Raw genomic sequence first — 19656 nt, 5'->3', positions numbered from 1 at the left:
CGACAGCATGGTGCGTATGGCACAGGATTTCAGCATGAGATATCCATTGGTAGACGGGCATGGTAATTTCGGATCAATAGACAATGATCCTCCGGCGGCCATGCGTTATACCGAGGCGCGCCTGTCGCGACTGGCTATGGAGATGCTGACCGATATAGATAAGGAAACCGTTGATTTTATACCGAATTTTGATGAAACCTTAAAAGAACCGGTGGTGTTGCCTTCGCGTTTCCCCAACCTTCTAGTCAATGGCTCGGCTGGTATAGCTGTGGGAATGGCCACTAATATACCGCCGCATAATCTGAAAGAAACCATAGATGCGGCTATAAAGATCATGGATGATCCTGATATATCCGTAGATGAATTGATGAGAACACTCAAGGGTCCGGACTTTCCTACCGGCGGCATTATAATGGGAAGAGACGGAATAAAGCAAGCATATAATACCGGCCGCGGCAGGATAAAGGTAAGGGGTAAGACATCTATAGAACCTTTACCAGGCGGAAGATCGCGTATAATAGTAAGCGAGATACCTTATCAGGTCACTAAGTCTGATCTTGTTATACAGATAGCTAATCTGGTAAAAGATAAAAGAATAGACGGAATAGCCGATATAAGGGACGAATCCGATAAAGAAGGTATGCGCATCGCCATAGATTTAAAGCGCGATGTAAACCCAAATGTCGTATTGAATCTGTTATATAAACATACGCGCCTGGAAGATACATTCGGTATTATAATGCTGGCTTTAGTCGATAATCAGCCTAGAGTGCTAAATATAAAGCAGATGTTCTATTACTATATAGACCATCAAAAAGACGTCATAGTAAGGCGCAGCCGATACGATCTGGAAAAAGCCGAAGCTAGAGCTCACATACTGGAAGGTCTGCGCATAGCGTTGGATCATATAGACGCTATAGTAGCGCTTATACGTTCGTCAAAGACAGACCAAATAGCCAAAGAAGCATTAATGTTTCAGTTTAATCTGTCGGATAAGCAGGCCCAGGCCATATTGGATATGAGGCTCAGGCGGTTGACGGGTTTGGAAAGGGATAAAATAGAAGAGGAATATACCCAGCTTGTGAGCACCATAGAGTATTTACGTCGTGTGTTGACCGATGAGGGCATGGTATATAAGATAATAAAGGATGAACTTAAAGCTATACGCAACAAATACGGCGATGACAGGCGTACACAGATAAGCAGTAAAGCCGATGAAATGGAAATAGAAGATTTAATACAGGATGAAGATGTGGCCATAACCCTGACCCATTTCGGATATATAAAGCGTTTACCACTGGATACTTATAAATCTCAGCGACGCGGCGGCAAGGGTATAACGGGCATGCAGACCAGGGATGAGGATTTTGTGGAACACATATTCGTTACATCTACGCATAGTCATATGCTGTTCTTTACCAATAAAGGAAAGGTGTATATGATGCGCGCATATGATGTGCCGGAAGCAGGCCGCCAGGCTAAAGGCACAGCCATAATAAACCTCTTGAACTTATCGGTGGGTGAAAAGGTAAGTGCTGTGATACCCATAAGGCGCATAGACGACGAAAAATACCTTATAATGGCCACGCGTGAAGGTTATATAAAGAAGACTTCTATAGAAGAATACGATAATATCCATAAAAACGGCCTCATGGCCATAGGCCTTGGCGAAGGCGATGAGCTGATAGGCGTTGAACTGACCAACGGCAATAATGAGGTTATAATAAGCACAAAAGAAGGGATGGCCATCCGTTTCCCGGAAGAGGATGTGCGGCCTATGGGCAGAACTGCCCACGGTGTTAAGGCTATAACGCTCAACTCTGGCGATAAAGTGATAGATATGGAACTGGTCGATGAATCCGCAGATCTTCTTATGGTAAGCGAGAACGGTTACGGCAAGCGGACGCCGCTTAAAGAATACAGAAGCCAAAGTCGCGGCGGCAAAGGTATTATCACCATGAAGATCACCGATAAGACCGGACCGCTGGCAGCTATAAAAGTGGTGCATGAAGATGATGAGATAATGATGATAACGTCCGATGGTATAATAATACGCTTGGGAGTCAAGGGCATACCGTTACAAGGGCGCAATACTCAGGGCGTGACATTAATGAAAGTGGAAAACGGTCAGAGAATAGTTTCTCTTGCCAAGTTTGAAAGCGAGGATTGATAAAAAGCCGCGGAGTCATACCCGCGGCTTTTTATCAAACACTACATTTTTGTTTTTAAAAATGTACCCAGTGCTTTGTCGGTATTGCCTATGTGCTTTATAAGCCAGTCGACTACCGTACGGTTGGTTTGCAGCACTAGCTGTATACCGGGGCCTTCGCTTTCGAATTTCTTCTTGAGCTGGCCGAAGCTGCCGATAAAGCCGTCATGCATAGCTTTATGAGCATTATAATCCGGATAATCATACTGCTGCATGTATTTTTCTTCGGCGCCAAAATGTGTCACCACATAATCGCCGAGAAAATCTATTATTTCGCCCACGACCTGTTTACCCTTGCCTTGATTACAGGCATCAAGAAGGGCATTTACCCTATTAAAAAGTTCCTTATGCTGGTTATCGATCTCATCGATGCCAACGGATAACGACTGATCCCACTGTATGGCCATTAAAACACTCCTTTCTCTATTGATGTTTTATCATATTCTCCTGATATCTTTTATTGCGTATGTATAACAATATGTCGATGGCTACCATGATGCTGTTGATTATATAAAGTATTATAACATTATCATAGCTGTAGAAAATCTTATGCAGTATACCGGATATATATCCGATCAGCAAAAGCAAAGAAAATACCAGGCTTTTTCCGGCAGTAGACCTGGACTTATACGATTTATAGATGGAAAAAGGCCATGCTGCTCCAAAGCAAAGCAGCATAATTGACTCAAATATACTCACTGATGTATGCTCCTCTCTACAAATGATATTCTAGCATTTGTGCATGATAATTGCAAATATCAAAATGTTTTTGATTGCAATGCTATTTTCCCCTAACTGATTGTAAGATTATGAGTCGTTGACAAACTAAGATTATATTATTAAAATTACATATGGGCAATGTTAACGAAAGGGAAAATATAAAATGATTAATAAAAAGGAGATTCAAGACCAAATAATTCAGGCAGTCGAAACAGTAAAACGGGAAAATCCCATGGTGGGGTCAATTACCAATACTGTAACGATCAATTTTGTAGCTAATGCTCAGCTTGCCGTCGGGGGTTCTGCTGCTATGGTTTATTTGCCCGATGAGGGTGAATTTTTGGCGAAAGCCAGTGGGGCCACTTACATAAATGTCGGAACATTTATACCACTTTATGAACAGACCTTACCTCGCGTAGCAAAAATTTTGCATGAAGCGCGGAAACCATGGGTGCTTGATCCAGTAGCCGTGGGTATCGGTTCCCTTAGAACTCAGCTGTTGCGGGAGTTTAAGAAGTATAAACCCACTGTAATTAGAGGGAACGCTTCGGAAATCCTAGCATTGGCTGGCTTGTGGGGATTAGAGGGAGGTACAGCTCTATCCAATGTTCGCGGTGTTGACTCGACGAATTCTGTAACTGCCGCTAAAGCTGCGGCTGTTGCGCTGGCAAAGTGGACAGGAGGGGCTGTTGCCGTATCAGGCAAAACGGATTTAATAACCGATGGTTCTGTCGTAGCCTTTTCTCATGGAGGGGCGCACTTTATGGGGGAAATTACTGGGGCAGGCTGTTCATTGGGTGGAGTCGTCGCGGTCTATGCAACGGCATCTTCACCATTTATTGCGGCACTTACTGCTACTGCAGTTTATAATTTAGCGGGAACTCGCGCTGAAAAAAAGGTGGATGGTCCCGGCAGTTTTCAAATTCAGTTTCTCGATGAACTGTACAAAGCAAGCGCAGTAGACATTGCTAATAATCCGCTTGAAATTGAGGAGGTTTAATTCATGAATACATTAATTGCTGTTGCCATAGCACCCTTCGGTATAGGTGATGAGCTTGCACCTAAAGTAGCTGAAGTTATAAAAGTGATTCGTGATTCGGGCTTACCGTATCATACGACTTCCATGTTCACAGAGATCGAAGGTGAGTGGGATGAAGTAATGAAAGTTATTAAAGATGCAACATTTGTACTTGCCGACAAGGGTATCCGTACCGAAGTTGTTCTGAAAGCCGATGTGCGCCCTGGTTATACAAACATGATGACTGAAAAAGTCAATAAAATCAACGATATTTTGGGCGAGGAAAATAATGAGTATCAGAAAAAATTTGATATACCATAAATTTTTGCATTGTCAATTAAGAGAAAATCTGATATATTGAGTATTGAATGACGGTTTCTACGAGCATTCGGAGGCAGGCTCGCAGAGGGCAGTACTAATGGGAATTTTATTTATTTGCCTCTACAAATATTATTATACGAGGTAAGATTGTTATGAAAACTGCTGTTATAGGATACCCGAGAATAGGGGCTTTAAGAGAATTAAAATTTGCGGTAGAAAGATATTTTAGGAAAGATCTGCCAAAAGAAGAGCTTCAAGCTATTGCATCTGAGCTTAGAGAAGAGCATTGGAAAATTCAAAAAAACAATGAAATTGATTTTATAACTTCAAATGATTTCTCTTTTTACGATAATCTGCTGGATACCGCTGTTTTATTGAATATCGTGCCAAATCGTTACAAGCAACTTAAATTGGATGTCTTTGACGAGTACTTTGCTATGGCAAGGGGATACCAGGGTGAAAAAGGCGATGTAAAAGCTTTGTCCATGAAAAAATGGTTTAACACAAACTACCATTATATGGTGCCTGAAATTGATGACGAAACTGAAATTTTGCTTGTAGGGACTAAGCCATTCGATGAGTATGTGGAGGCAAAAAATTGGGGAATTGAAACTAAAAGCGCTATCATTGGGGCTTTTACATTTTTAAAACTTGTAAAATTTACAGGTAAAAAAACAATTGAGGATTCTATAACTGATATTGCCAGTGCATATTCAGATATTTTAAGTAAATTTAATGATTTGGGAGCTAAATGGATTCAATTTGATGAACCAGCTCTTGTTATGGATTTATCTGAAGAGGATATAATTCTTTTTAATAAACTCTATGAGAATATTCTTTCAAAAAAGAATAATACGAAAGTGCTTTTGCAAACTTATTTCGGTGATATAAGGGATTGTTATAGTGAAGTTATTGCAATGCCGTTTGATGGAATCGGTCTTGATTTTGTCGAAGGGAAGAAGACGCTGGAAATAGTAAAAAGTTTTGGCTTTCCGGATGATAAAATCCTTTTTGCAGGAATTGTTAATGGAAAGAACATTTGGAAAAATAATTACTCCAATACGGTAGATTTGATTTCGGAATTAGGTAGATACTGCAAAAATATAGTATTAAGTACATCATGCTCTCTTCTTCATGTTCCATATACCTTAAAAAATGAAAATGGTATTTCCGATGATTACAAAAAGCGCCTTGCTTTTGCTGAAGAAAAATTAACGGAGCTATCTGAATTAAAAAAAATATTATCAACCAGCAATCCTACGTCGGCTGCTGAATATAGTGAAAATCAAACGATATTCAACGAATCGAGAAATTGTGAGAATGCGAATGTTCAGGCGGTTGTTTCATCTCTTTCTCATGACGATTTTATAAGGCATCCTAATTTTGAAAAACGTGAAAAAATCCAGAAAAAAGAGTTGAAGTTACCACTGCTTCCGACAACAACAATTGGTTCATTTCCGCAAACGCCAGAAGTAAAGGCAAACCGTTCTAAATATAAAAATGGAAGCATTACATTTGAGCAATACACTGCATTTAACAAAAAAAAGATTGCTGAATGTATTGCGCTGCAGGAGAAAATCGGTCTTGATGTGTTAGTCCACGGCGAATTTGAGCGTAACGATATGGTTGAATATTTTGGAGAAAACCTTGACGGGTTTTTATTGACCGAGAAAGCATGGGTGCAATCTTATGGTACAAGATGCGTAAAACCACCCATAATTTGGGGAGATATATCTCGTTCTAAGCCGATTACAATCGATTATGCTGTATATGCACAGTCGCTTACATCAAAACATGTAAAAGGCATGCTGACAGGCCCTGTAACGATTTTAAACTGGTCATTTCCGCGTGAAGATATTTCGTTGAGGGATTGTGCATTTCAGATTGCTCTTGCTATAAGAGATGAGGTCCTTGATCTTGAAGCAAACGGAATCAAAATTATTCAAATTGATGAAGCGGCTTTAAGAGAAAAATTGCCTCTTAGAAAAAGTGATTGGTACAGTGAATACCTTAATTGGGCAATCCCCGCTTTTAGGTTTGTTCACAGCGGTGTAAAGCCAGAAACACAAATTCATACTCATATGTGTTACAGTGAATTTGCAGATATTATAAAAGATATCGATGATATGGATGCGGACGTTATCACTTTTGAGGCGGCACGGTCTGATCTCAGCATTATTGAAACATTAAAAGAATACGGCTTTAAAAGGGAAGTGGGCCCTGGTGTTTATGATATTCATTCGCCAAGGATTCCAAGCATATCTGAAATTAAGGAAGCGTTGTTTAAAATGCTTGAAAAAATACCGAAGGAAAAGCTCTGGGTTAATCCCGACTGCGGTCTTAAAACAAGAAGATATGAGGAAACTGTTCCGAGTCTCGAGAATTTAGTTGCTGCTGCAAAAGATGTTAGAAAAAGCATATCAGCATGAAGATTGTTCTATGCCAAGGTGGCGGGCGCTACTGTGATAGATGGTTCTGTGCCGGGCATATGCAAGGGCATGCTTAAGCTTTAAGCCTTGATGAATGTATCATCAAGGCTTAAACAATATATTTATAATGTTTTTAACATCATCGTCCACCACTTTATAGCATACTTCCAGGCCGTTGCGCCGGCCTTCTATAATGCCGGCGCTTTTTAGCTTGGCCAGATGCTGCGATACGGTAGACTGGGGCAACCCAAGGCATTGCTGTATATAAGATACGTTGCATTCGTGTTCCATAAGGCCTTTGACTATGAAAAGCCTGTGCGGATGGGCGATGGTTTTCAGCTTTTGCGCCAATATTTCGTAGCGTTCCGAGTTATCCATATCGATCATTTATATGAACAGCGATGCATCGGACTGCTCAGCTGCTCCGATAAACGATGCCACGCCCCCTATCTCCACACCGTCTATAAGTTCTTCCTTCTTTATGCCCATTATATCCATGGACATATTGCAAGCCACTATCCTAACACCGTTCTTTATAGCCTGTTGGATCAATTCCTCGAGAGAGAAGATGTTTTTTTCTTTCATAAGATGCCTTATAAGTTTAGGTCCTATACCAAACATATTCATGCGCGATAACGGCAGCTTCATGGAACCTCTTGGCATCATGGCGCCGAACATCTTGCTCAGAAAATCCTTGTGTATTGGCACTTTTTCGGGTTTGCGCAGTATATTAAGCCCCCAGAAAGTGAAGAACATCGTTACCTTGCGCCCCATTGCTGCAGCGCCGTTGGCGATGATGAATGAGGCTATGGCTTTATCCAGATCGCCACTGAATACTATCATGGCTTTATCATGGCTTTGAGATTCAACCTGCCGCTCGTCCGGGAGAACGCCGCTTTTTTGAATGCGGGCTACCAACGTGCGTCCCTGCCATCCTATGTCCAGCAGTTTGTGGCCTGTGCGCTGACACCATACCTTTATATCGCCTTCAAATCCCGGATCGCTGGCCTTTATTTGCAATATATCACCGGGTTTCATGTCCTGCACGGCATTATATACTTGCATTATAGGGCCGGGGCATTGTAAGCCGCAGGCATCGACCTCTATGGTGTTGCCTGACGGTTTCTCCTCTTGCGAAGGGATGGACGCCTCAACGTGGCTAGAGCTGAAAGTATCGTCATAGTGGAATATGCCTTCGTTGCTCTGACGTCCTGTTGCTATCTCGTATGTCACGTATCCACCGCTTAAGTTTTTGACATTAGCAAATCCATGCTGCTTCAATATCCTGCAGGCCAGGTACCCACGCAGGCCTGTCTGGCAAAATATCAATATTTCCTTATCTTTAGGTATCTCATCTAATCTGTCTCGCAGGTCGTCGATCGGTATATTTATGGCGCCGGCTATTGTGCCTATGTTGTATTCCAAAGGAGTGCGCACGTCTATGAGCACGGTTTTATCGTCATCGCGTTCATCCACCTCGTTCCAGTGAAATACATCATAATCGCCCTTCAATATATTGGCTGCCACATATCCGGCCATATTCACAGGATCCTTGGCGGATGAATATGGGGGTGCGTAGGCCAGTTCCAGCTTCTCCAAATCATATACCGTCATGCCCGCGCGTATGGCTGTGGCTATGACATCAATGCGCTTATCCACACCTTCATAACCCACTGCCTGTGCACCTAATATCCTACCATCGTCAGGTGAGAATATAAGTTTTATAGATATAGGCAATGCATCCGGATAATAACTTGCGTGAGAGTTGGGATGAATTATCGATTTCTGATATTTTATACCGTTGCGCTCTAGTTGGCGTTCATTGTTGCCGGTTGCTGCCACTGTCATATCGAACACCTTGGCTATGGAAGTTCCTTGAGTGCCCTCATATGCGCTAGACCTGCCCGCTATGTTGTCGGCTGCTATACGGCCTTGTTTATTGGCCGGCCCCGCCAGCGGTATCACGACGTCCTGCCCGTTTATAAAGTCTTTGACCTCTACAGCATCACCGACGGCGTATATATCAGGATCAGAGGTGCGCATATATTGATCTACTTTTATGCCGCCGCGCGTCCCTATAGCCAGGCCGGCATCTTTGGCCAGCTTTACATCAGGTTTGACACCTATGCCCATTATCACCATATCTGTATCTATGCGTTTGCCGCTGTTTAACACGACGGACAGATAATCGTTCGTGGGGTGTATGGCGTTCACACCGTCTTTGAGATAAAGCTCGACATTTTTGCTATGCAGGTGATTGTGTACTATGGCTGCCATCTCATAATCTATCTGCCCCATGATATGATCGGCCAGCTCCACTATGGTGACGTTTATACCGCGGGCGTGCAGATTTTCAGCTACTTCGATACCTATGAAGCCTCCGCCTACTATCACGGCTCGGCGAGGTTTATGCTGATCTATGTAGTCCTTTATCGTATAGGTATCCGGTATATTTCTCAAGGTAAACACCCGGCTGTCGTCGGCACCTGGTATATTAGGTTTTATGGGTTCAGCACCGGGCGAGAGGACGAGCTTGTCATAGGTTTCGCTGTACTCTTTATTATTCGTTAAATCCCTAACTATCACCTCTTTATTATTCGGTACTATGCTAATTACCTCGCTTTTTGTCCTCACATCTATATTGAAGCGCCTGGACATATCTTCAGGGGTCTGTACCAGCAGCTTATCTTTTTCCTTTATTACGCCGCCTATATAATACGGCAAACCGCAATTGGCGAACGATATATATTCGCCTTTTTCAAAAAGTATTATTTCAGCGTTCTCATCAAGACGCCTCAATCTGGCTGCAGCCGATGCACCGCCGGCCACTCCTCCTACTATGATAACCTTCATTTATGATATCCTCCATATCGTTATATTCATATATTATAATAATACAATATAGCGATGAGATTGTCAAATATTTATCGATGATTTGTTATTGACAAATTTATTTTATGATATATAATTTTTTACAAAGAGAAAATATATATGCGCACATTGAAAAAGTCACTAGTCCATTTGCGATTTCGATAGTATTTGCAATAGGAACAAGCGCAATAGCGGCATGAGTTGGTACTGATCTCGAATAATGTTGAAGAATCATATGATATAGGCGATGTTTTCGTTGAAGAGATTAGCTTTATTGAAAACGGTGAATTGATATATTATAAGAAAAATATTTAACAATTGGAAAAGATTTGACAGCACCAATGCGAAAGGAGTAGATGAAGATGAGTAATAAGAAGAGCAATGTTTGCTTACAAATAGTGGGGTGGCTGATATGGCTAATTGGGATGTCAATATTTTTGTTCGTGAAGGAGACAACGTTTTACATTAGGTTGATCGCTGTAACGAGCTGCACTATATCTTTTTTGATATTTACCACTTCTCAAAAAAGTAGAAAAGAAAACCGATAAAAAATAAATGCAACAAAAAAAGATGTTGCATTTATTCAGGAGAGGAATTTTACCGAATTAATATGGGATAATAATTTTCCTACAGGAACGGCAAACAAAAGCAATAGGATATGAAATGGGCCCCATTATAAATGGTGGAAATGGTATTGCATTTCTTTTTTCCATCGAGCAATTAAAATATGTTAATGGGACTTTTTCACCCATCGGTAAAAAATAATTTCCGCCTCGGCTTCTAAAAGTTCCTCGTTCCATTTTTTTGCCGCACCATGGGCAAGTTTCTATTTCATTTTCATTATCCATGAACAACTCTCACCTCCATAATATAAGTGCGCCCAAAGTTACATAACATCTAAATTTTCTCGTATATGCGGCTTTCAATGTTTCATAACTCCACTTTATATATTCTACATTTATTTTATAATTCCTTCTTTTTTTAAAAATTTATTTATACTTTAGTGCTTTCGAAACGTAAGAGCCAGGAAGTAATAAGTTACCAGAATCGCGGCTGCAGCACTTTCTTATTGCATTGCCTGACACTTTGCAATATAATAATGTTTGGCATTATAAAGGGGAGTAATTCACCACAACAGTGGTTTTGCCGATCGTCATCACGATATAGCTCTATATCCGGTCGGCGAAGGAAGAAATGAGACCTTTATCCGCAAGGATAGGGGTCTTTTTTGATCCCTATAATTCTAAAAATCTTTTTTGGAGGGTTATATGGAACAACTGTTACAAGGGTTAATGGCTATGACGTGGGGCAACGTCATAATGATACTCGTAGGCGGTCTTCTTATATACCTTGCTATAAGGCGCGAGTATGAGCCTATGCTGCTTTTGCCGATAGGCTTTGGCGCCATACTGGCCAATATACCGTTGTCATCGGCCATCGGGCCGGAAGGATTTCTGTCGATCTTGTACGATGCCGGCATAAAAACGGAATTATTCCCGATACTTATATTCATAGCTGTGGGGGCTATGATAGACTTCGGCCCGTTGCTGGAGCAGCCGGTTATGATGTTTTTTGGAGCGGCGGCGCAATTCGGCGTATTCGCCACCATAGTTGTGGCAGCACTTCTCGGCTTTCCCATAAAAGAAGCAGCTTCAATAGGAATAATAGGAGCAGCCGATGGTCCTACATCAATATATGTCGCTACCAAGTTTGCGGAAAGGCTTGTTGGGCCAATAACAGTGGCAGCCTATTCTTATATGTCATTGGTACCCATTATACAGCCGCCGGTTATAAGAGCGCTGACCAGTAAGGAAGAACGATGCATTCATATGGAGCCTTCTGCCGTACCGATATCCAAAACAGTAAAGATTATATTTCCTATAGCGCTCACGCTTATAGCGGGTATAATAGCGCCGATGAGCGTGGGTCTGGTAGGTTCGCTTATGTTTGGGAATCTCATAAGGGAGTGCGGCGTATTGGACAGGCTGTCAAAGGCCGCTCAGAATGAACTGAGCAACCTGGTCACGCTACTGCTTGGCATTACCATAGGCTCTACCATGACGGCGGATAAATTCCTGACGCCTGAGACGCTTATGATAATAGGTTTGGGGCTTGCGGCCTTCATATTCGATACGGCAGGTGGTGTTATATTTGCCAAGGTACTCAATTTGTTCCTGAAGAAAAAAATAAACCCGATGGTCGGGGCAGCTGGCATATCGGCTTTCCCGATGTCGGCAAGGATTATACAACGCATGGCACAAAAAGAGGATCCGGGTAACTTTATACTTATGCAGGCGGTTGGTGCCAACGTGGCCGGTCAGATAGGATCCATCATAGCCGGCGCTATGGTGCTGGCGCTGATACCATGACGGAAGGGGTGTGTGAATATGGTAACTGAAGCATTGCGCGTAGCTGCGCTGGGCATGGTGGGCGTGTTCGCCGTTATAACTATCGTTTACGGTGTGATAAAGATTATGGTCAAGATATCGCAAAAGCAGTAGCATTTATGCCGACCTCCGGCTGCCAACTGTCAGCGGACTTAGACAACTCAAATATTGCTTCGACAGAGCGACTGTTATGTGACTATAATTTTATTCTTTTTTATCTACCCAAAATCTCCTGTAATATCAAGGCTTTCAGGAGATTTTGGTGCTTTTGAACTGTAAAACTCGGGAGGATAGCGCCTAAGCCTTTATTGTGGTATAATAAACTTAAGGATTAAAGAGAAAGGGTGAGTATACATATGGATAATTTTGAATTTTTAAGCCCTACCAAAATCATTTTCGGCAAGGGTACGGAGAACCAGGTGGGTCAAGAGATAAAAAAATGCGGGGCCAAGAAGGTATTATTTCACTACGGCGGCGGCAGCATAAAGCGCTCGGGCCTGTATGATAAGATAGTAGCTTCACTGAAAGAAGCCGGCATTGACTTTATGGAATTGGGCGGCGTACAGCCCAATCCGAGGGTGAGCCTGGTACGCGAGGGCATAAAACTCTGCCGGGATAATGGCATAGACTTTATATTGGCTGTGGGCGGCGGCAGCGTTATAGATTCATCCAAGGCTATAGGTGTGGGTGTGCCATATAGCGGCGATGTGTGGGATTTTTACGCCGGCAAAGTCGAACCTAAGGAAACGCTGCCGGTAGGCGTTGTGCTGACCATACCGGCGGCAGGTAGCGAGGCTAGCAAGAGCTCTGTTTTAACAAATGAGGACGGATGGTATAAAAGGGGACTTAACGTGGAAATCATAAGGCCCAAATTTGCTATAATGAATCCGGAGCTTACCTTTACGCTTCCGCCTTATCAGACCGTATGCGGAGCGTCCGATATAATGGCGCATATCATGGAGAGATATTTTACGCATACGCCAAATGTGGATTTGACCGATAGGCTATGCGAAGGCACGCTTAAGACCGTTATAAGAAATGTGCCTATAGTGCTCGAACAGCCTGATAATTACGATGCGCGTGCTGAAATAATGTGGGCCAGTACCATAGCGCACAATGACCTTCTGAGCACCGGCCGCGTTGGCGATTGGGCGTCGCATGGCATAGAACACGAGCTTAGCGGTATATACGACGTACCTCATGGCGCCGGCTTGGCCGTAGTATTTCCGGCATGGATGAAGTATGTATATAAAGAAGGCATGGATAAATTCGTGCAGTTCGCAGTGCGCGTGTGGAACGTGGATATGGATTTCGAGGATCCCGAGCGCACAGCGCTGGCAGGGATAGACAGGCTTAAAGCATTCTATAAGAGCGTTGGTCTGCCAACGTCATTAAAAGAACTGGATATACCGAATGACAGACTGGAAGAGATGGCCGATAAATGTACGGCCGGAGATACTCAGACTACCGGTAATTTTAAAAAGCTTGGCAAGCAGGATGTATTGAATATATTAGAAATGATGCTGTAGTCATAACCACAGTATGCAGCCCATGGTGTTTTAACCATGGGCTGTTGCCTATTCCGTATTGGATGAGCCAGATTGCAAACTGCCCGTCTATGGCGTATAATCATCTTATGAAAACGACAGTAATAAACATTGATCCTGAAAATATAAACGAAGATGCTATAAGGAAAGCTGCTGTGTTAATAAGACAAGGCGAAGTAGTAGCATTTCCGACCGAGACGGTGTATGGCCTGGGCGCCAATGCCCTGGATGCCTCTGCAGTACATCGTATATTCGAAGCAAAGGGCCGGCCGGCCGATAATCCGCTCATAGTCCATATATCCGATATGTCGATGCTGGAAGAAGTGGCGGAACAGGTGCCGTCTAAAGCGCGTTTGCTTATGGAGCTGTTCTGGCCGGGACCACTCACTATCATTATGAAAAAACATAAGAAAATACCTTATGAAGTTACTGCCGGCTTGGATACGGTAGGCGTGCGTATGCCTGATCATCCCATAGCTTTAGCGCTTATAAGGAGTGCGGGCGTGCCTATAGCAGCACCCAGCGCCAATATATCCGGCCATCCTAGCCCCACAAAGCCCGAACACGTTATAGCCGATATGCAGGGACGTATAGCGGCTATAATAGCCGGAGGCACATGCAGGGTGGGGGTGGAGTCCACTGTTTTAGATTTAAGTGGGGATAATCCTGTGCTATACAGGCCGGGCGGCATAACATTAGAAATGCTGGAGGAGGCCATAGGCAATGTGGATACTGCATCGGGCATACTAAAGCCTGTATTTGCCGAGGGGGCGGTGCCGTCGCCGGGCATGAAATACAAACATTATTCTCCCAAAGCCAGGGTTATAATAGTGGACGGGCCAATTGAGAGGGTTGTTGAGAGGATAAAGAAGGAAGCTGACGCATATGGGCAAAAGGGCTATAAAGTGGGCATAATGGCCACTGAGCAAACCAAGGCCATGTACAGCGAATATATGGTCATAACGGTCGGCGACAGGGAAAAGCCGGAAACCATAGCTGCAGCGTTATTCGACACATTGCGCTCGTTTGACAAGGCCGGGGCTGATGTGGTGCTGGCCGAAGCAGTGGATGCAAACGGCGTTGGGCTGGCTATAATGAACCGCATGATAAGGGCGGCAGGTTTTGATATAATACACGCATAAGGAGTATGTATGATAAATTCCATATTATTCGTATGCAGCGGCAATACGTGCCGCAGCCCCATGGCACAGGCCATGGCCGAGGCTATGTTTAGAGAGGCTGACAGCGGTTTAGAAGCTATAAAGGTCATGTCGGCAGGTGTTGCCGCCATGGACGGCCAACCGGCTTCAGCCAACGCGATAGAGGTCATGCGCGAGATGGGTATGGATATAAGCCGCCATAGAAGTCGTGAATTGAATGCTGAATTGGTGGCACAAGCCGATCTTATACTCACCATGACGTTACAACATAAGCGTCATGTATTGATGATGTTCCCGGAGTCATACGACAAGGTCTTTACGCTTAAGGAATATGCTGATTGCGGTAGCAGCGACATACCGGACCCATTTGGCGGTTCCTTGGAAGATTACAAAGAGAGCGCTGATGAGATACGGCAAGCGTTGTCCAGGCTGGTGGAGAAGTTAAAACGTGGCCAATAGCGGGCTTAGGTTTTATATCGTTTGAAGGCGCTGAATTTGCCATAACACGAATCGCACAGCGTTGAAAAATATTTTGACACAAATGCGGTCTTGTGCTATTATAAGTATGCAATGGGGATATAGCTCAGTTGGGAGAGTGCCTGGATCGCACCCAGGAGGTCAGGGGTTCGAATCCCCTTATCTCCACCATTTGAAGTCGGAGATCAGTCGATCTTCGGCTTTTTTCAAATGTATAAAAGTTTGTAACGGAGGCAAAAACGCAATATGCGTAAATCACAAGGAACTGCCGAGCAATTGGCGCACCAAGTCAATGCGGCGCAACATATGAGATGGAATTAAAACATATAGCGGGTAGCACGTTTTATATAAATGACGATACCAACTGCAACATAGGCTTATATATGCTAAACAATAACCGATGCATTTTGATAGATGCAGGTTATGAGCAAGAGGCCCAGGCATTGCTCGATTATCTGCATGCCAATAGCCTGATTCCGGCAGCCGTTATAAATACACATGGCCATGTAGACCATGCGGGGGCCGATAAATTCATAAAGGAGCGCAGTGGAGCGACCATATATGCTCCGTTGGGCGAAAGCTGGGTAATAGAGAAACCGGAACTGGAGATGATAGGACTAACGGGTACCCCATCGTTTGGCACACTTAACGATGCCTTTTTGCGAGGCAGACACTGTCATCCTGATGTCATGCTGCAGCCGGGGGCAATTACTATATATTCGGTTCAATTGAACGCTTTATCATTGCCGGGCCACAGCATGGACCATATGGGCATAGCGACGCCCGATGACGTGTTATTCTGCGGCGATGCCGTATATACACATGAATTTATAAAAAAATATAAATTGCCTTATATAAACGATGTGGCTGCTACGTTCACTACTTTGGAACACCTTAAGGATATGACATATGCGTATTATATGCCGTCCCACGGTATAATGCTGCGCGATATAAGGGCTGCTGCGGAGGAAAATATAAGGCTGTTAAAAGATGTTTTAGGGTATGTGGTTGACAGCCTTGATGAGCCTGTAACGCGTGAAGAATTATGTGTTAATATAATGAAATATTATCATGTATGGATGAGCATGCCCCAGCATTTTTTGATGATGTCGTATACCTCGGCATTGTTGCGCTACCTTTATGAAGGAGATATTATAGAACCTGTTATCGAGAACTATTCATTGAAATGGAAGGCGAGGGTGTAAAATAAGTAATAAAGGTAATCGCGGTATATATAGAAAGTATATAAAAAGGTGGCTTGATTTTATATTATCATTGTGCGCTATCATAGTCTTATCGCCGCTGTTACTGGTTGTAGCTTTGCTTGTAAGGATTTATCTCGGTAGGCCGGTGATATTTAAGCAGAAGAGACCCGGCCTTAATGAGAGGATATTCACATTATATAAATTTAGGACTATGACTGAGGGTAAAGATGAGAACGGCTATCTGCTGCCCGATGAAGTCCGATTGACCAGATTCGGAAAGTTTTTACGATCTACCAGCATTGACGAGCTGCCCGAGCTATTTAATATTTTAAAAGGGGATATGTCTATAGTTGGTCCAAGGCCGTTGCTGGTGCAGTATCTGCCGCTTTATAACGAACATCAGAGACGCCGACACGAGGTCAGGCCTGGCTTGACGGGTTTAGCCCAGGTTAGCGGCAGAAATGCTATCAGTTGGGAGGATAGGTTCGATCTTGATGTACAGTACGTTGATAATGTCAGCTTTATAGGCGATTGGAAAATTATACTTTTAACCGTCAAAAAGGTTTTTGCGCGGGAAGGCATAAACTCAGGCTCATCCGCCACCATGGAGCCTTTTGAAGGCACGGCAAAAAATGAGGATCGATAGCATCTGTTCATCTTCGCCTTATAACGGGTTTGTGCGTAAAGGGCGCTATCTGTATAGATATGTTCTGGATCTCCGCGCTTTTTATAAAGGAACGGAATTCGAATATTCGCTCTAAAGGAGCGTCCGGTGTATCTATGCCCAGCACATATTCTCCGCTGTCCAGACCTTTTACAGATATTGAAACGGGCAAAAGTTTGGGTTGCGGTATAAACAGCCATGACTGCCCCTTTGCATTGGACATGGCGTGAGACCGCACACTGCCGTCTCGGCCGGTATTGATCAGGCTGATCGATATGGGGCCGTCGGCTATAATGCTTATATATGATGTTATGCTCGATGCATGGACCGGCTCTACTGGTTTTGATATACCCAATATATGAGAAATAATATGACTGGCTTCTACAGGCAGAGCGCTGTGATATGCGGGAAAGACATATTGTTGTCCCCCTATATATCCGCTGCTGGCTGTCAATACCGTTCCGTCGCCGTGGCGCGATGTGTAATGCCTTACGGGGCGGCCATCCGGCCATACCTTTGCCGGGGCGGATGAAGCCGCCGCAGAGCTTGCTATGCTTATATGTGCTATAGTCGGCTTAGTATCGCCTATAATACTGGATATGTGTATATCTCTGGTGAAAAGATTGTAGCTCAAGCGGTTTAACTCGTCGAGGAAATGGTTCCTGTAATACACGTGTTCCACAGGTATAAACTGTTTTTGATTAAACGGTTCGTCGCTCATTAAATATGGCGGATGCTGAACGGAGGGCAGCATATCCTGCAATGACGGCAATGTGATGTGTATGGTATCCAGCGGTGACGGAGCGTCCAATATCCTCGCAAACAGCCAAGCATAACCCTTCAATAGCCAGTGCGACGCTATGCCGACGGCGCTGTCATCGGGCGGTACGGTACCACCGGCCCATGGATAATAGGCTTTGACAGAACCTGTGTGTGGGGTTCCTATCATTATGAATTTGTCTATGTCATACCCGTATAAGGTGCTTTGTATATAGCAGCGCCCCAGTAATCCCCCCATGCTGTGAGCTATGATATCTATCTTATCCTGATGGCATTTGGCTTTGACCTCATGTATTTTGGGTACGAGATAACGTTCGGTGCATTCTTTTACACTTTTGCGCCAATCATAAAAACATATAAACAAATCGTGTCCTTCCTTATAACCCATAGACGTCAGCCGTTCTATAAATGGTCTGTAATTTATGGCAGCCAGACCGAAGTCCCAATCGCCGGTGCCCGGTATTATATCCTCGCCCATCGAACCGAACAATCCGGGGATGAAGATCAAAGCCTTCATATGAGCCCTCCTTCCGCTCGTTGCTATACATTCCTGCTGCTAAAGTATATTTTTAATAAAAAAATATTATGCTTGAGTTGTACCTTGGCCTATGATATAATCGGAAAACGTAAGCGATGATGAGGAGGTTTATCATGCCTATAAGGTTTGTAAATGATTCAGATTTTGCCCGAATGCAGTTCATAGCTACTTACTGTTTTCCATGGTTACATCAGGCGCAGGACAAGATGGCGGCATATGCGCAAAAATATATAAAGCCGGAGTATGTCCTCGGTTATTACGATGATGCGGATATATTAATGGCGGCCATACAGATGCTTCCTTTCAGGATCATGGTCGGCGGGGCTCCTTTGGATATGGGTGGCATAGCCATGGTATCATCTATGCCGGAAGGGAGGCATGGCGGACGTATAGCCGATCTCTTGAAGAAATCTCTGGAAGTAATGAGGGAGCGAGGACAGGCGGTATCGATGCTTGCTCCATTTTCCTTCGAATTCTATAGGAAGTACGGTTGGGAAATGGGGTTCGATCGCATGGATTATGTTATTCCCATAGGACACCTGAAAGCTTTTAGCCATAAGGCCGGAAATATAACGGCGGTTACTGAGCAGGATATAGATGCGTTAAACGATATATATACAGCATATGCTAAAAAGCATAACGGCTGCGTCATCCGTGATAGGATATTGTGGAGAGATTTCGTACTGGATGATCCTTTCGCCGATGAATATAAAAAGTATTCCTATCTTTGGCATTACGATAACGGTGAGCCTGGTGGATACATAATATATACGATACGCGATGGTAAGATGAATATATATGAAATGATATATAAAGATATAAAAGCGCTCGAAGGCTTGCTGTGGTTTATATACGCTCATGAGGCCCAGATAGAGCAGGCCAAATGGTCTACGGCCGTGGATGAGCAACTGCATGTTTTGTTGCCCAATCCGCGCGTTGATATGAAATTGACACCGGGTATGATGTTCCGCGTTGTGGATGTGAATAAAGCTTTGCTGGAGCGAGGCTATCCTGATGATATCGACGAGGAATTCAGCATACGAATAACTGATACATCTGCCCCATGGAATGAAGGGCCATGGCATGTGCGCATAGCTAACGGCAGAGCTCGGATAGAAAAGACCGATACGGCCTCCTTAAGCTGTGATATACAGGCCTTTAGCCAGATGTTTTTGGGCTATATGCCGGCCGAGAGGCTTGCGGCCATAGGCAGGATAGAGGGCGAGGCGAGCGCTATAAGCGCTGCAAATAAAACCTTCCCGCCTTCGGCGACCTTTAACAATAACGGATTTTAAACCTTTAAGCGCCGGCCGATCAACCGGCGCTTTGC

Annotated in this window: 17 protein-coding genes and 1 tRNA gene; 12 read left to right on the top strand and 6 right to left on the bottom strand. The window is 43.8% G+C overall.

The window, feature by feature from the left end; all coding sequences use genetic code 11:
* On the top strand, positions 1–2170 hold a 2170-nt coding region (gyrA, locus tag JG770_RS02375), incomplete at its 5' end, for a DNA gyrase subunit A (protein ID WP_291954686.1).
* Between the two features lie 41 nt (positions 2171–2211).
* Here the strand turns inward: gyrA and JG770_RS02370 are convergent.
* Both JG770_RS02370 and JG770_RS02365 read right to left on the bottom strand, forming a co-directional pair.
* The gene (locus JG770_RS02370; RefSeq protein ID WP_291954682.1) at positions 2212–2616 is read right to left on the bottom strand and encodes a bacteriohemerythrin; all 405 of its coding nucleotides are present in this window, start codon (positions 2614–2616) and stop codon (positions 2212–2214) included.
* A 16-nt stretch (positions 2617–2632) separates the two neighbouring features.
* The gene (locus JG770_RS02365) at positions 2633–2908 is read right to left on the bottom strand and encodes a hypothetical protein (RefSeq protein WP_291954681.1); all 276 of its coding nucleotides are present in this window, start codon (positions 2906–2908) and stop codon (positions 2633–2635) included.
* 184 nt (positions 2909–3092) lie between these two features.
* Here JG770_RS02365 and thiM point away from each other — a divergent pair, with 184 nt between their 5' ends.
* The 3 genes from thiM (at position 3093) to metE (ending at position 6697) form a co-directional block, all read left to right on the top strand.
* Positions 3093–3929, top strand: a complete 837-nt coding sequence (gene thiM / locus JG770_RS02360) for a hydroxyethylthiazole kinase (protein WP_291954679.1) — start codon at positions 3093–3095, stop codon at positions 3927–3929.
* A gap of 3 nt (positions 3930–3932) precedes the next feature.
* Positions 3933–4268, top strand: a complete 336-nt coding sequence (locus JG770_RS02355) for a thiamine-binding protein (RefSeq protein ID WP_291954676.1) — start codon at positions 3933–3935, stop codon at positions 4266–4268.
* 152 nt (positions 4269–4420) lie between these two features.
* Positions 4421–6697, top strand: a complete 2277-nt coding sequence (metE, locus tag JG770_RS02350) for a 5-methyltetrahydropteroyltriglutamate--homocysteine S-methyltransferase (RefSeq protein WP_291954674.1) — start codon at positions 4421–4423, stop codon at positions 6695–6697.
* A gap of 102 nt (positions 6698–6799) precedes the next feature.
* Here the strand turns inward: metE and JG770_RS02345 are convergent, their stop codons facing one another.
* From JG770_RS02345 to JG770_RS02335, 3 genes are all read right to left on the bottom strand, one after another.
* The gene (locus tag JG770_RS02345; protein WP_363320881.1) at positions 6800–7084 is read right to left on the bottom strand and encodes a metalloregulator ArsR/SmtB family transcription factor; all 285 of its coding nucleotides are present in this window, start codon (positions 7082–7084) and stop codon (positions 6800–6802) included.
* Complete coding sequence (locus JG770_RS02340) at positions 7085–9550, bottom strand: CoA-disulfide reductase (RefSeq protein ID WP_291954669.1); 2466 nt, start codon at positions 9548–9550, stop codon at positions 7085–7087.
* Between the two features lie 623 nt (positions 9551–10173).
* Positions 10174–10416: a PF20097 family protein gene (locus JG770_RS02335; RefSeq protein ID WP_291954667.1), complete on the bottom strand. Its 243-nt coding sequence runs from the start codon at positions 10414–10416 to the stop codon at positions 10174–10176.
* A gap of 420 nt (positions 10417–10836) precedes the next feature.
* Between JG770_RS02335 and JG770_RS02330 the strand changes: the two genes are divergently transcribed.
* The 7 genes from JG770_RS02330 to JG770_RS02300 all read left to right on the top strand — a co-directional run bounded on the left by JG770_RS02330 (position 10837) and on the right by JG770_RS02300 (position 16990).
* On the top strand, positions 10837–11937 hold the full coding sequence (locus JG770_RS02330; RefSeq protein ID WP_291954665.1) for a sodium ion-translocating decarboxylase subunit beta: 1101 nt from the start codon (positions 10837–10839) through the stop codon (positions 11935–11937).
* A gap of 374 nt (positions 11938–12311) precedes the next feature.
* On the top strand, positions 12312–13484 hold the full coding sequence (locus tag JG770_RS02325; protein ID WP_291954663.1) for an iron-containing alcohol dehydrogenase: 1173 nt from the start codon (positions 12312–12314) through the stop codon (positions 13482–13484).
* 107 nt (positions 13485–13591) lie between these two features.
* Positions 13592–14644 (top strand): L-threonylcarbamoyladenylate synthase, encoded by a 1053-nt coding sequence (locus tag JG770_RS02320; protein WP_291954660.1) that lies wholly within the window; start codon positions 13592–13594, stop codon positions 14642–14644.
* 9 nt (positions 14645–14653) lie between these two features.
* On the top strand, positions 14654–15121 hold the full coding sequence (locus JG770_RS02315) for a low molecular weight protein arginine phosphatase (protein ID WP_291954658.1): 468 nt from the start codon (positions 14654–14656) through the stop codon (positions 15119–15121).
* A gap of 113 nt (positions 15122–15234) precedes the next feature.
* Positions 15235–15310 (top strand) — tRNA-Ala (locus tag JG770_RS02310).
* Positions 15311–15450: 140 nt separating this feature from the next.
* Positions 15451–16344, top strand: coding sequence for an MBL fold metallo-hydrolase (locus tag JG770_RS02305; RefSeq protein ID WP_291954656.1), 894 nt, complete (start codon positions 15451–15453; stop codon positions 16342–16344).
* Position 16345: 1 nt separating this feature from the next.
* Entirely contained in the window at positions 16346–16990 is a 645-nt protein-coding gene (locus tag JG770_RS02300; RefSeq protein WP_363320883.1) for a sugar transferase, read from the top strand.
* Positions 16991–16997: 7 nt separating this feature from the next.
* Here JG770_RS02300 and JG770_RS02295 read toward each other — a convergent pair whose 3' ends face one another.
* Positions 16998–18305, bottom strand: coding sequence for a hypothetical protein (locus JG770_RS02295; protein WP_291954653.1), 1308 nt, complete (start codon positions 18303–18305; stop codon positions 16998–17000).
* Between the two features lie 134 nt (positions 18306–18439).
* Here JG770_RS02295 and JG770_RS02290 point away from each other — a divergent pair, with 134 nt between their 5' ends.
* Positions 18440–19621, top strand: coding sequence for a GNAT family N-acetyltransferase (locus JG770_RS02290; protein WP_291954650.1), 1182 nt, complete (start codon positions 18440–18442; stop codon positions 19619–19621).
* Positions 19622–19656 lie beyond the last annotated feature (35 nt).

The organism is Mahella sp. (assembly GCF_020054945.1).
Taxonomy (GTDB): Bacteria; Bacillota; Clostridia; order Mahellales; family Mahellaceae; genus Mahella.
Note: the sequence above shows the minus strand (reverse complement) of the source record. Positions and strands in the feature narration are given on the sequence as shown.